Annotated in this window: 12 protein-coding genes; 11 read left to right on the forward strand and 1 reads right to left on the reverse strand. The window is 69.9% G+C overall.

Annotated elements, in window-relative coordinates; genetic code table 11:
- The first annotated feature begins 27 nt into the window (after window positions 1-27).
- From dapA to ACX80U_RS14655, 6 genes are all read left to right on the forward strand, one after another.
- The gene (dapA, locus tag ACX80U_RS14630) at window positions 28-963 is read left to right on the forward strand and encodes a 4-hydroxy-tetrahydrodipicolinate synthase (protein WP_208740809.1); all 936 of its coding nucleotides are present in this window, start codon (window positions 28-30) and stop codon (window positions 961-963) included.
- The gene (locus tag ACX80U_RS14635; RefSeq protein ID WP_459268957.1) at window positions 960-2,660 is read left to right on the forward strand and encodes a ribonuclease J; all 1,701 of its coding nucleotides are present in this window, start codon (window positions 960-962) and stop codon (window positions 2,658-2,660) included. Before dapA ends, ACX80U_RS14635 begins: the two co-directional genes overlap by 4 nt.
- 106 nt (window positions 2,661-2,766) lie before the next feature.
- Complete coding sequence (locus ACX80U_RS14640) at window positions 2,767-5,634, forward strand: FtsK/SpoIIIE family DNA translocase (protein ID WP_459268958.1); 2,868 nt, start codon at window positions 2,767-2,769, stop codon at window positions 5,632-5,634.
- 6 nt (window positions 5,635-5,640) lie between these two features.
- Window positions 5,641-6,231 (forward strand): CDP-diacylglycerol--glycerol-3-phosphate 3-phosphatidyltransferase, encoded by a 591-nt coding sequence (gene pgsA, locus ACX80U_RS14645; RefSeq protein ID WP_432206150.1) that lies wholly within the window; start codon window positions 5,641-5,643, stop codon window positions 6,229-6,231.
- Window positions 6,228-6,725, forward strand: a complete 498-nt coding sequence (locus tag ACX80U_RS14650) for a nicotinamide-nucleotide amidohydrolase family protein (protein ID WP_133082222.1) — start codon at window positions 6,228-6,230, stop codon at window positions 6,723-6,725. Before pgsA ends, ACX80U_RS14650 begins: the two co-directional genes overlap by 4 nt.
- 123 nt (window positions 6,726-6,848) lie before the next feature.
- A complete protein-coding gene (locus tag ACX80U_RS14655) occupies window positions 6,849-7,289 on the forward strand; it encodes a helix-turn-helix domain-containing protein (RefSeq protein ID WP_133082223.1) in 441 nt (146 codons plus the stop codon).
- A 55-nt stretch (window positions 7,290-7,344) separates the two neighbouring features.
- Here ACX80U_RS14655 and ACX80U_RS14660 read toward each other — a convergent pair whose 3' ends face one another.
- Window positions 7,345-7,854, reverse strand: coding sequence for a MarR family winged helix-turn-helix transcriptional regulator (locus ACX80U_RS14660; RefSeq protein ID WP_244186183.1), 510 nt, complete (start codon window positions 7,852-7,854; stop codon window positions 7,345-7,347).
- Window positions 7,855-7,940: 86 nt separating this feature from the next.
- On the opposite strand from ACX80U_RS14660, the gene ACX80U_RS14665 reads away from it, so the two are divergent.
- From ACX80U_RS14665 to miaA, 5 genes are all read left to right on the forward strand, one after another.
- Entirely contained in the window at window positions 7,941-8,159 is a 219-nt protein-coding gene (locus tag ACX80U_RS14665; protein ID WP_133082224.1) for a DUF3046 domain-containing protein, read from the forward strand.
- A 198-nt stretch (window positions 8,160-8,357) separates the two neighbouring features.
- On the forward strand, window positions 8,358-9,401 hold the full coding sequence (gene recA, locus ACX80U_RS14670; protein WP_133082225.1) for a recombinase RecA: 1,044 nt from the start codon (window positions 8,358-8,360) through the stop codon (window positions 9,399-9,401).
- Between the two features lie 4 nt (window positions 9,402-9,405).
- Window positions 9,406-10,320, forward strand: a complete 915-nt coding sequence (locus ACX80U_RS14675) for a regulatory protein RecX (RefSeq protein WP_459268959.1) — start codon at window positions 9,406-9,408, stop codon at window positions 10,318-10,320.
- Between the two features lie 58 nt (window positions 10,321-10,378).
- Window positions 10,379-11,929 (forward strand): tRNA (N6-isopentenyl adenosine(37)-C2)-methylthiotransferase MiaB, encoded by a 1,551-nt coding sequence (miaB, locus tag ACX80U_RS14680; RefSeq protein WP_459268993.1) that lies wholly within the window; start codon window positions 10,379-10,381, stop codon window positions 11,927-11,929.
- Window positions 11,926-12,837: a tRNA (adenosine(37)-N6)-dimethylallyltransferase MiaA gene (gene miaA / locus ACX80U_RS14685; protein WP_459268960.1), complete on the forward strand. Its 912-nt coding sequence runs from the start codon at window positions 11,926-11,928 to the stop codon at window positions 12,835-12,837. The genes miaB and miaA overlap by 4 nt, the downstream gene beginning before the upstream one ends.
- The last annotated feature ends 3 nt before the right edge of the window (window positions 12,838-12,840 follow it).

Here is a 12,840-nt window from a genome sequence, read left to right on the forward strand (position 1 = left end):
GCGGGCGGAACGGGTAACGTTTCACCCATGGTTGAAACCCCCTCGCGCATCCTCCCGTTCGGCTCCCTCGTGACCGCGATGGTCACGCCGTTCACCGCCGACGGCTCCGTGGACTTCGATGCCACGGCAGCCCTCGCCACGAGACTGGTCGACGACGGCTCCGACGGGCTGGTCGTGTCCGGCACCACCGGTGAGACCTCCACGCTCGAGGACTCCGAGAAGGAGGACCTCTACCGCGTGGTCGTCGAGACCGTGGGGGACCGGGCGCGCGTGATCGCGGGCACGGGCACCAACCACACCTCGCACTCGGTGGAGATGGCGCGGCGCGCCGAGCGGGCGGGCGCGCACGGGCAGCTCGTCGTGACGCCGTACTACAACAAGCCCACCCAGGCCGGTGTGCTCGGCCACTTCTCCGCCGTCGCCGAGGCGAGCGACCTCCCGATCATGATCTACGACATCCCGGGCCGCTCCGGCATCCCCATCACCACGGAGACGATGCTCCGCCTCGCCGACCACCCCCGCATCCTGGCCCTGAAGGACGCGAAGGCCGACTTCGCCGCCGTGACCCGCGTCCTCGCCAACACCGACCTCGACGTCTACTCCGGCGACGACGGGCTCACCCTCCCGTGGATGGCCGCGGGTGCCGTCGGCGTCGTCAGTGTCAGCGCACACGTCGCGACCGCCGCCTTCCGCCGCCTGGTCGACGCCGCCGCCGCCGGGGACCTCGCCCAGGCGCGCCGCATCCACTTCGACCTCGACCCGGTGATCCGCGCTGTCATGACGCATCTCCCGGGTGCGGTGTCCGCGAAGCACATCCTGCACCTGCAGGGCGTGCTCCCGAACGCCGTCGTACGCCTGCCCCTCGTGGAAGCCGACCAGCGCGAGCTGGAGCCGGTGCTCGCCGACCTCGCGGAGGCGGGCTGGGACCTCGGGGCCCTCGCCCGCGAGGGCGTCCGGGCATGAGCGACGCGGCCGGCGTCGGCCCGGCGGCCCGCGCCCTGCCGCCGGCCCTCGAACCCGGCACGCTGCGCGTCGTGCCGCTGGGCGGACTCGGCGAGATCGGCCGCAACATGGCGGTCTTCGAGATCTCCGGCAAACTCCTGATCGTCGACTGCGGGGTGCTCTTCCCCGAGGAGACCCAGCCCGGTGTCGACCTGATCCTGCCCGACTTCTCCTACCTCGAGGACAGGCTCGACGACATCGTCGGCCTCGTCCTCACCCACGGCCACGAGGACCACATCGGCGCGGTCCCGTACCTGCTGCGCCTGAAGGCCGACATCCCCGTGATCGGTTCCCAGCTGACCCTCGCGCTGATCGAGGCGAAGCTGCAGGAGCACCGTGTCCGCCCGTACACCCTGACGGTGTCCGAGGGCCAGATCGAGCAGTTCGGCCCCTTCGAGTGCGAGTTCGTGGCGGTCAACCACTCCATCCCCGACGCCCTCGCCGTGTTCATCCGCACCGAGGCCGGGAACGTCCTGCACACGGGCGACTTCAAGATGGACCAGCTGCCGCTCGACGGACGCATCACCGACCTGCGCGCCTTCGCCCGCCTCGGCGAGGAGGGCGTGGACCTCTTCATGGTCGACTCGACGAACGCGGACGTTCCCGGGTTCACGACGGCGGAGCGCGAGATCGGCCCCGTCCTCGAGAACCTGTTCGGCCAGGTCCGCAAGCGCATCATCGTCGCGTCGTTCTCCTCGCACGTCCACCGCGTGCAGCAGGTGCTCGACGCCGCCTCGGCCCACGGGCGCTTCGTGTGCTTCGCGGGGCGGTCGATGGTACGGAACATGGCGATCGCGGCGAAACTCGGATACCTCAAGGTCCCGGACGGCATCCTCGTGGACATCAAGAACGTGGACGACCTCCCCTACGACCGCGTGGTCCTCATGTCCACCGGCTCGCAGGGCGAGCCCATGGCGGCGCTGTCCCGGATGGCCAACGGGGACCACCGCATCACGGTCGGCAAGGGCGACACCGTCATCCTGGCGTCCTCGCTCATCCCCGGCAACGAGAACGCCGTCTACCGCGTCATCAACGGGCTGCTGAAGCTCGGCGCCGACGTCATCCACAAGGGCAACGCGAAGGTCCACGTGTCCGGCCACGCCGCGGCCGGTGAGCTCCTCTACTGCTACAACATCCTGAGGCCGAAGAACGTCATGCCCGTGCACGGCGAGACCCGCCACCTCATCGCCAACGGCAAGCTCGCACAGCAGACGGGGGTCCCGGCGTCGAACGTCCTGCTCACCGAGGACGGCTCGGTGATCGACCTCGTGGACGGCAGGGCGCGCGTGGTGGGCGCCATCGAATGCGGCTACGTGTACGTGGACGGGTCCAGCGTCGGCGAGATCACGGACGCGGACCTCAAGGACCGCCGGATCCTCGGGGAGGAGGGCTTCATCTCGATCATCACGGTCGTCAACAGGACCACCGGGAAGATCGTCTCCGGCCCGGACATCCACGCGCGGGGATTCGCCGAGGACAGCTCCGTCTTCGACGAGATCAAGCCCCGGATCAGCGAGGCCCTCGAGGAGGCCGTGATGCACACCACGGAGCACACCACCTACCAGTTGCAGCAGGTGGTGCGCCGTGTCGTCGGTACCTGGGTCAACCGGCGCCTGCGCAGGCGTCCCATGATCATCCCGGTGGTGCTCGAGGCCTGAGCCCGCGGGGTCCGGAGGGTCCCGGACCCCGGTGCGTCGCGTGCACCGGGGTCCGGGAGGCCGGAAATCCGACGCTTCGGGGGGCCCGTCCGGTACCGTGAGGATCATGGCCACTCGAACGTCCCCAGCCCCGCGGGGCCAGCACCAGACCCGCAGCAAGGGTGCGTCCGCCGTTGCAGGACCACCCCGGAGCAAGGCGCCCGCGAAGGGCACCGGGCGGACCCCGGCCAGGACACGGCAGGGCCCCGCCGCCCCCGAGCCGCAGCCCGAGGACCGGCTCGCGTTCCCGCTGCGCGCCGTGCAGGCCGTCTGGATGGGCATGGCGCGCGTCGTCGGGTCCGGCGTCCGGACCTTCGGGCACGACGTGAACCCCGAGCGCGAACTCCGCCGGGACGGCTCCGGCTTCTTCCTCCTCGTCGTGGCCCTCGCGGTCGCAGCCGTCGAGTGGTGGGCCCTGGCCGGACCCGTCGCCGATGTCGTGCACGCCGCGGCCGGCGGGACGGTCGGCTGGATGGCCCTGCTGGTGCCCTTCATGCTCGGCATCGGTGCCGTCCGCCTGTTCCGGTACCCGGAGCGCCACCGGGCGAACAACCGGATCGCCATCGGACAGCTCGTCCTCCTCTTCGCGGGTGCCGGCATCGCGCACCTCGTCGGGGGCCGGCCGGGACTGGCCGACGGACTGGACGCCCTGTGGCGTGCCGGCGGAGTCGTCGGGTTCCTCGTCGCGGGCCCCCTCAGCACCGTCCTCACGGCCTGGCCGGTCGCCCTCCTGCTCGCCGTCGCGATCTTCCTGGGGCTCCTGATCGTCACGGCCACGCCCTTCCGCCACATCCCGGCCCGCCTGCGGACGCTGTACGAGCACCTCATGGGCCAGGACCCCGACGACGCAGCGCACCGCCGGGACGACGGCCACGACCAGAGCTACCTGTACGAGACGCACGGCGCCTCGGCGAAGCCCGGACCGAAGAAGCGCAAGCGCCTCTTCGGCAAGGACAGGGAGGACGCCCCCTTCGACGCCGAGCACGACGCCGACCCGGACGGCTACGTCGGTGACGAGGCGTTCGAGCGCGCGGTGATCGAGGACGAGGAGCGCCGGGCACGCGAGGCCGAGGCGGCGGTCCCGCCCGGTGTCCGCCGTCCGACCAAGCAGGAACTGGCCGCCGAGGAACTCAAGCGGTCCCAGGCCGCGCGCGTGCCGGCCCCCGAACCGGAGCGGGAGCCCGAGGGCGCCACGGAGGCGATCGACGTCGTGCCCGCGGCGCGGGCGATGATCGTCCCCTCCACGCCCGTGCAGCCCCAGGTCACTCCGACGCCCATCCCGCAGCGCACCGAGCAGCTGCAGCTCGCCGGCGACGTCACCTACACCCTGCCGCCGTCGGACTACCTGCCCGCCGGTACGCCGCCGAAGGAACGGTCCGAGGCGAACGACGCGGTCGTCGCGGCGCTGACGCACACCATGGACCAGTTCAACGTCGATGCCAAGGTCACGGGCTTCTCGCGTGGCCCCACGGTCACCCGCTACGAGATCGAGCTGGCCCCCGGCACCAAGGTGGAGCGGGTCACCGCCCTGTCGAAGAACATCTCGTACGCCGTGGCCAGTTCCGACGTGCGGATCCTCTCGCCGATCCCGGGCAAGTCGGCCATCGGCATCGAGATCCCCAACACGGACCGCGAGACCGTCTCCCTCGGGGACGTGCTGCGCTCCGGCAATGCCCGCAAGACCGACCACCCGATGGTGATGGGCGTGGGCAAGGACGTCGAGGGCGGGTTCGTCGTCGCCAACCTGGCCAAGATGCCGCACCTCCTCGTGGCCGGCGCCACGGGCGCCGGCAAGTCCTCGTTCGTGAACTCGATGATCACGTCCATCCTGATGCGCTCCACGCCCGACGAGGTGCGCATGGTGATGGTGGACCCCAAGCGCGTGGAACTCACCGCCTACGAGGGCGTGCCGCACCTCATCACGCCGATCATCACCAACCCCAAGAAGGCGGCGGAGGCGCTGCAGTGGGTGGTCCGCGAGATGGACACGCGCTACGACGACCTCGCGAACTACGGCTACAAGCACATCGACGACTTCAACAAGGCGGTCCGGAACGGCAAGGTCGTCCCGCCGGAGGGGTCCAAGCGGGTCGTGCGCCCCTATCCGTACCTGCTGGTCATCGTGGACGAGCTCGCCGACCTGATGATGGTCGCCCCGCGCGACGTCGAGGACTCGATCGTGAGGATCACGCAGCTCGCGCGCGCCGCCGGCATCCACCTCGTCCTCGCGACGCAGCGGCCATCGGTCGACGTCGTCACGGGCCTGATCAAGGCGAACGTGCCGTCGCGCATGGCCTTCGCGACGTCGTCGGTCACCGACTCCCGCGTGGTCCTCGACCAGCCCGGGGCGGAGAAGCTGATCGGCCAGGGCGACGCCCTCTTCCTGCCGATGGGAGCGTCCAAGCCGATGCGCGTGCAGGGCGCGTGGGTCACCGAATCGGAGATCCACCGCGTCGTCGAGCACGTGAAGGGCCAGCTCCAGGCGGTGTACCGGGAGGACGTCGCGGTCGACGCCCCGAAGAAGCAGATCGACGACGACATCGGGGACGACCTGGAGGTCCTGCTGCAGGCCACCGAACTGGTGGTCACCACGCAGTTCGGCTCCACCTCCATGCTCCAGCGCAAGCTGCGCGTCGGATTCGCCAAGGCAGGGCGGCTCATGGACCTGCTGGAGTCGCGCGGCGTCGTCGGCCCCTCCGAGGGCTCCAAAGCCCGCGACGTCCTCGTCAAACCGGACGACCTCGAACCGGTCCTCGCGGCCATGCGCGGGGACGAGCCGCCGGCCCCGTCCCGTGCCGTGGCCCCCGAACCGATCGACCTCGTCGCCGACGACCTCGCCTCCCGCGCGCAGGCCGTGGACTACTACGACGGCGCGGACGCCTCGGACGGCGGCGACGACGGTGACAACGACGCGTGGAACCTCACCGGCAGGTAGCCTGACATCGTGAGTACCTCCCCGAGCCCGGCGGTGCCGGTCCTGAACATCGCGAACGTCCTCACCGTCGTGCGCATCCTGCTCGTGCCGTTCTTCATCTGGTTCCTCCTGCTCGACGACGGACGGGCAGGGCTGTTCCGCTGGCTGGCGGTCGCGACGTTCGTCGTCGCCATCTACACGGACAAGCTCGACGGGGACCTCGCCCGCAGCCGCGGCCTGATCACCGACTTCGGGAAGATCGCCGACCCGATCGCGGACAAGCTGCTCATCGGATCCGCGCTGGTACTGCTCTCGGTGCTGGGCGAGCTGTGGTGGTGGGTCACCATCCTCATCCTCGTCCGCGAGATCGGCATCACGCTCCTGCGGTTCGCCGTCATCCGGTACGGCGTCATGCCGGCCTCCCGCGGCGGCAAGCTCAAGACCGTCGTGCAGACCGTCGCGATCCTGCTGTTCCTCATCCCCTTGCAGGCGGTCGCGGGGGACTGGGCCTGGTGGCTCGCCGCGGCCGTCATGGCCGCCGCCACGGTGATCACCGTGGTGACCGGCGTCGACTACATCGTCCAGGCGATCCGCCTGCGGGCGGGCGCCCGCCGGTGACGTCCGCAGGACCGGCGGCCGAGGTCGTCGCACTGGCGTCCGGGCTCGGCCTCACCATCGCCACGGCGGAGTCGCTGACGGCCGGGATGGTCGCCGCGTCCCTCGCCGCCGTCCCCGGTGCGTCGGCCGTCCTGCAGGGTGGCATAGTCGCCTATCAGGTCTCGGTCAAGCAGAACCTCCTGGGCGTGGAGGGCGAGCTCCTCGCCACCGCGGGGGCCGTCGATCCACGCGTCGCGGCGGCGATGGCCGACGGCGTCCGGGTGGCCCTCGCCGCGGATATCGGCATCTCCACCACCGGTGTCGCGGGCCCCGCACCGCACGAGGGGAAGCCCGTCGGTACCGTGTTCACGGCGATCTCCACGCCCACCGGCACCGAGGCGTTCGGTCATTCCTTCTCCGGGGACCGCGCGAGCATCAGGAGTGCCTCCTGCGACGCGGTGCTCCGCGAGCTCCTCGAAGAACTGTCCAGGGGAACAAACGGGGGTCGGGGGTAGTTATAAACACTGCCGGCCGTTGATAGGGTTGGCGACTCAGGCTCAAGCAGATCGGGCAGGTCATCATCACGCGGCATCCGCGATTCCGGCGGTGCCGCATTCATGAGGGAGCAAGCGATACAGATGGTAAAGCAGCCCGTATCCGTAAACGGCGTCGTCCGTTGGCGCGATGTGGGGTTGGCAGAGGATGCACAACGCAAGCCCAAGGAGCGCAAGATGGTAGTTCTCCGCCATGAAATCGGCGACGTCCTCCGTGACGTCCGCCAGCGCCAGGGCCGCACCCTGCGCGAGGTGTCGCACAGTGCGAGGGTCTCCCTCGGATACCTCAGCGAGGTCGAGCGTGGACAGAAGGAAGCATCCTCCGAACTCCTCTCATCAATCTGCAGTGCACTCGAGGTGCCGCTCTCCTCGATGCTGCGGGAAGTCAGCGACCGCCTGGCAGAAGCAGAAGGCGTCTCGATCCCGGACACCATCCCCCAGGAGTTCTCCCGGGAGTTCGGCGAGGACCTGTCCGACGAACTGAACGACGATTTCCGTCGGGGACTCGCGGCGACGAACCGTTAGGACCCCCACGACAAGGAAGGCCCGTCCCTGCAGGGACGGGCCTTCCTGCCGTCTGCTACCAGTTGTCCTTGGTGTACGTATTGTTCAGCTGTGCGATCAGGGTCCCGAGCCGGGTGAGGTCCTCGACGTCCCAGTCCTCCATCAGCTGGTGGAATGCCTGCTTGCGAGCGGTCTGGGCCGCGACGAGCTGGCTCGTCCCCGCGTCCGTCAGCGAGATCGCCTGGGCCCGCCCATCGAGGGGGTCGGCTTCCTTCTGGACCAGTCCGAGCTGTTCCAGCATGGCGATCTGGCGGCTGACGGAGGGCTTGCCCACCCCGACGCTCGCTGCGATGTCCGTGAGGCGCATGGAGCCTTCGCGCTGGAGGATCACCAGCAGTCCGTACGCCGCGGGCTCCATGTCGGGGTGCACGCGGCGGGCGACCTTGTAGGAATTCGACCGCGCGCGGCGCCACAGCATGCTGAGCTGTTGTTCGAGGGCCTCGATGGCCGCGTCGGTGTCGGCATCTTCCCCGGGGTAGGCTGCAAGGCCCGGGCCGGGATCGGTGGTGCTCGGCTTCGCGTTCATGGGCCCATTGTAGGGTTCCGCCGTGGCGGAGACACCTCCACAGGACGGTCCGTACTGCACGGGTACACGAGAGCGAGGCACTGCAGATGCGATTGAGTGATTTCTGGCGGTTGATGGACGACGAGTTCGGCGAGCGGTATTCGAGGACCCTCGCCCGGGACCTGGTGGTCGACCGGCTGGGCGACAGGACCGCCGCGGAGGCACTGGGCGCCGGGGTGGATCCCAAAGTGGTCTGGGAGGCCGTGTGCCGGGCGCAGGACGTACCGCGCGAGCGGTGGCTGGGGCGCGACATCAAGCCGCGATGACCCTCGGAGGCCGGAGGGACAACACGCTCGCGGTCCCGCGGATAATCGAATATCTGTTCGGACCGGACTATGATGGTGGAGGAGGCGGCGCGCTCCTGTGCACATAGCGGCGGCCCACCTCAAACTGTCGGCGCAGGCCAATACAGTCGAGAAGAACACGTAAACAGGCCAGTTGGCCATGAACAACCGAGGTGAAGAATGGCCGCTCCAGACCGCGAGAAAGCCCTAGAAGCTGCTCTCGCCCAGATCGACAAGCAGTACGGCAAGGGTTCCATCATGCGTCTCGGTGACGAGACCAGGGCGCCCATCGAGACCATCTCCACGAGTTCCATCGCGCTGGATGCAGCACTCGGCATCGGCGGCCTCCCGCGTGGTCGGGTCGTCGAGATCTATGGTCCCGAATCCTCCGGCAAGACCACCGTGGCGCTGCACGCCGTTGCCAGCGCACAGCGCAACGGGGGCATCGCGGCATTCATCGATGCCGAGCACGCGTTGGATCCCGAGTACGCCAAGAAGCTCGGCGTGGACACCGACGCCCTGCTCGTGTCGCAGCCGGACACCGGTGAGCAGGCCCTCGAGATCATGGACATGCTGGTGGGCTCCGGCTCCATCGACATCGTCGTGATCGACTCCGTCGCCGCACTCGTGCCGCGCGCCGAGATCGAGGGTGAGATGGGCGACAGCCACGTCGGCCTGCAGGCCCGTCTGATGAGCCAGGCGCTCCGGAAGATCACGGGCCGCCTGAGCCAGACCAAGACCACGGCGATTTTCATCAACCAGCTGCGCGAGAAGATCGGTGTCTTCTTCGGAAGCCCGGAGACCACCACGGGTGGAAAGGCGCTGAAGTTCTACGCGTCGGTCCGCATCGACGTGCGTCGTATCGAGACGCTGAAGGAAGGCGTCAACCCGGTGGGTAACCGGACGCGCGCCAAGATCGTCAAGAACAAGATGGCCCCGCCCTTCAAGCAGGCGGAGTTCGACATCCTGTACGGCCACGGCATCTCCCGTGAGGGCGGCCTGATCGACGTCGGCGTGGAGAACGGACTGGTCAAGAAGTCCGGTGCCTGGTTCACGTACGACGGAGACCAGTTGGGGCAGGGCAAGGAGAACGCCCGGAAGTTCCTCATCGACAATCCTGATCTGGCGGACGAGCTGGAGCAGAAGATCAGGGTCAAGCTCGGAATCGGAGTGCAGCCGGAGGAGCCCGATGCTCCGAAGCTGAAGGCCGTCAGCGGCGAGTAGGCACGTGTCCTCGGAGGAAGGATCCGAGCCGGTCGGATGGGGTGTCTCGTTCGACCGGTTCGGTTCTGACAGCTCCGTCGATGCTGTCGACGGCGACGCGCTCCCGCGACGGTCGCCGTCCAGGGGACAGGGCCTGACCCGGACCACGTCGTCCTCGTTCGGCGCGCGGGCGGCAGGCGGAGCCGGACGGGGTGCGCCCCGATCAGGGGTCCGCGGAAGAACGTCCCCCCGGTCCTCCGCCGATGATCCGTTCGGTCCTGTGGTCGGGTCCTCCGCCGACGGCGATGCTCCCGCGGACGGTTCCGCTGACCGCGCGGGACGAAGCCAGGGTCGCTCCCGTCGGAGGAACACGGCGCGCGGGTCGGGTGCCGCTGCCGCCCCCACCCCGGACACCGGGGGCGAGGGTGGATCTCCGCCGCCCAGGACCGACGAGGAGTGGACGTCGCAGGCTCGCTCGATCCTGCTGCGCCAGCTCGCACTCGGACCGCGGAGCCGGCACCAGCTCCAGCAGAAGCTCGCCGAACGCGTGGTGCCGCCCGCGATCGCCACCGCACTCCTCGACCGCTTCGAGGAGGTGCAGCTGATCGACGACGCCGAGTTCGCGCGGATGTGGGTGCGGACCCGCACCGCGGCCAAGGCGTTGTCCCGCTATTCGCTCCGGCGCGAACTCGCGGACAAGGGCATCGAGCCCGACCTGGCGGAGGAAGCGCTGCAGCAGGTCACCGACGAGGACGAGCACCTGCAGGCCCGGGACGTCGTCCGCCGCAAGCTCCGGAGTAGCGCCGACCTCTCGGACCGTGCCGTGCGGGACAAGGAGGTACGCCGTCTCGTCGGTGTTCTCGCGCGCAAGGGATACAACCCCGGTGCCGCGTTCTCCATCGTCAAGGAGGTCCTGGCGGACGCCGGCACGCCGGACTGAGCCCGCGCGGACGATTGTCGGGGCCCCCGCGGGCAGCCGTACGCTTAAGGGCGTGAGCATGACACTTCCCGTCCCCCTCGGCGACACCGATCCCCAGTCCGGCGACCAGCCGGACCGCCCCGCGGCCGACCCGCGCACCTACGAAGTGCGCACCTTCGGTTGCCAGATGAACGTGCACGACTCGGAGCGTATCTCGGGACTCCTCGAGGACGCCGGGCTCGCCCGGGTCGAGGGCGGGCAGGCGGACGTCGTCGTCTTCAACACCTGCGCCGTCCGTGAGAACGCGGACAACAAGCTGTACGGCAACCTGGGCATCCTGAAGGCCGTCAAGGAATCCCGCCCCGGGATGCAGATCGCCGTCGGCGGGTGTCTCGCCCAGAAGGACAGGGACACCATCCTGAAGAAGGCCCCCTGGGTCGACGCCGTGTTCGGGACCCACAACATCGGCGCCCTGCCCGCCCTGCTGCAGCGCGCACGGCACAACCAGGACGCGCAGCTGGAGATCCTCGAGTCGCTCGACGTCTTCCCGTCCACCCTGCCCACCCGGCGGGAATCGGTCTACGCCGGGTGGGTGTCCATCTCGGTCGGGTGCAACAACACCTGCACCTTCTGCATCGTCCCCTCGCTGCGCGGCAAGGAACGTGACCGCCGACCCGGTGAGATCCTCGCCGAGATCGAGGCCCTCGTCGCCGACGGCGCCGTCGAGGTCACGCTGCTCGGCCAGAACGTCAATTCGTACGGCGTCGAGTTCGGGGACCGAGGCGCCTTCGCCAAGCTGCTCCGCGCCTGCGGCTCCATCGAGGGCCTCGAGCGCGTCCGCTTCACGAGTCCCCATCCAGCGGCGTTCACCGACGACGTGATCGACGCGATGGCCGAGACGCCCAACGTGATGCCGCAACTGCACATGCCCCTGCAGTCCGGGTCCGACCGCGTCCTGAAGGCCATGCGCCGTTCCTACCGCTCCACCCGCTTCCTGGGCATCCTCGACCGCGTGCGCGAGCGCATGCCGCAGGCGGCCATCTCCACGGACATCATCGTCGGATTCCCCGGCGAGACGGAGGAGGACTTCCAGGCCACCCTCGATGTCGTCGAGCAGTCGCGCTTCGCCACCGCCTTCACCTTCCAGTACTCGAAGCGCCCGGGGACCCCCGCCGCGGACCTGCCGGAGCAGCTTCCCAAGGCGGTGGTGCAGGAGCGCTTCGAGCGCCTCACCGCCCTCCAGGACCGTATCGCGCGCGAGGAGAACGCGCGCCAGGTCGGCACGCTCGTCGAGGTGCTCGTCACCGACCAGCAGGGGCGCAAGGGCGGCGAGACCCACCGGCTCACCGGTCGGGCGCGCGACCAGCGCCTCGTCCACTTCTCGGTCCCCGAGGGCGCCGCCGCGCCACGGCCGGGCGACTTCGTCACGCTGCCCGTCACCGAGGCGGCGTCGTTCCACCTGCTGTCCGACCCGACGTCCGATCAGTACTCGCTCCGGCGTTCTCGCGCCGGCGATGCGTGGGACAGGAGCCAGGCCGACTCCTGTGGCGTGCCCGCCGGCCCGGACGGCGCTCCCCGGTCCGTCTCCCTCGGCATGCCGTCCCTGCCCGTGCGGGGGAGCGGCCGTTGACCGTTCCGGTCGTCGCCGTCGTCGGTCCCACCGGCTCGGGCAAGTCCGACCTCGGCGTCGACCTGGCGCACCGGCTCGACGGCGAGGTCGTCAACGCGGACGCCCTGCAGTTCTACCGGGGCATGGACATCGGCACCGCGAAGCTGCCCCTGCCGGACCGGAGGGGCATCGAGCACCACCTGCTGGACGTCCTCGACGTGACCGAGGAAGCCAGCGTGGCCGCGTACCAGGAGGAGGTCCGGCGCGTCATCGCGGACATCCGCAGCCGGGGCCGCGTCCCCATCCTGGTGGGCGGTTCCGGACTGTACCTCCGCGCGGCCCTCGACCGGCTGGAGTTCCCGCCCACCGACGCGGCCGTGCGCACCCGGCTCGAGGCGGTGCTGGCGGCCGGGGGCAGTGCGGCCTTCCGGGAGCGACTGCGCGCGGTCGATCCCGCATCCGCGGAACGGATCGACGACGACCGTCGGCTCATCCGGGCCCTCGAGGTGTTCGAGGTCAGTGGACGGCCCTTCAGCGCCTTCATGCCGCGGCGCGAGTACCACCAGCCCGCCGTGCAGATCGGGCTGGCGGTGGACCGCGCGATCCTGCGCGAGCGGCTCGCCGACCGCGTGCACGCCATGGTGCGGGCCGGCCTCGCGCACGAGGTGGAACGCCTTGCCGCCTCCGGGCTGCGGGAGGGGCGGACGGCGTCGCGGGCGCTCGGCTACGGGCAGTTCCTGCGCGTCCTCGACGGGTCGATGACGGAGGCGGACGCCGTCGAGGACACCATCGCGGCCACGCGCCGCTTCGCCCGGCGGCAGCTGACCTGGTTCCGCGGTGACCCGCGGGTGTCCTGGCTGGACCGGCAGGAGCCCGGACTCCTCGAGCGGGCCGTCGGGATCGTCCGTGCACCGGGGGACATATCCTAGGAC

The organism is Arthrobacter sp. TmT3-37 (genome assembly GCF_054510835.1).

Bases quoted from the DNA above. Each gene is read 5' to 3' on its own strand.
- miaB (WP_459268993.1), top strand. From the start codon at position 10,379: ATGACACTTCCCGTCCCCCTCGGCGACACCGATCCCCAGTCCGGCGAC.
- ACX80U_RS14635 (WP_459268957.1), top strand. From the start codon at position 960: ATGAGCGACGCGGCCGGCGTCGGCCCGGCGGCCCGCGCCCTGCCGCCG.
- ACX80U_RS14655 (WP_133082223.1), top strand. From the start codon at position 6,849: ATGGTAAAGCAGCCCGTATCCGTAAACGGCGTCGTCCGTTGGCGCGAT.
- dapA (WP_208740809.1), top strand. From the start codon at position 28: ATGGTTGAAACCCCCTCGCGCATCCTCCCGTTCGGCTCCCTCGTGACC.
- recA (WP_133082225.1), top strand. From the start codon at position 8,358: ATGGCCGCTCCAGACCGCGAGAAAGCCCTAGAAGCTGCTCTCGCCCAG.
- ACX80U_RS14640 (WP_459268958.1), top strand. From the start codon at position 2,767: ATGGCCACTCGAACGTCCCCAGCCCCGCGGGGCCAGCACCAGACCCGC.
- ACX80U_RS14660 (WP_244186183.1), bottom strand. From the start codon at position 7,854: ATGAACGCGAAGCCGAGCACCACCGATCCCGGCCCGGGCCTTGCAGCC.
- ACX80U_RS14665 (WP_133082224.1), top strand. From the start codon at position 7,941: ATGCGATTGAGTGATTTCTGGCGGTTGATGGACGACGAGTTCGGCGAG.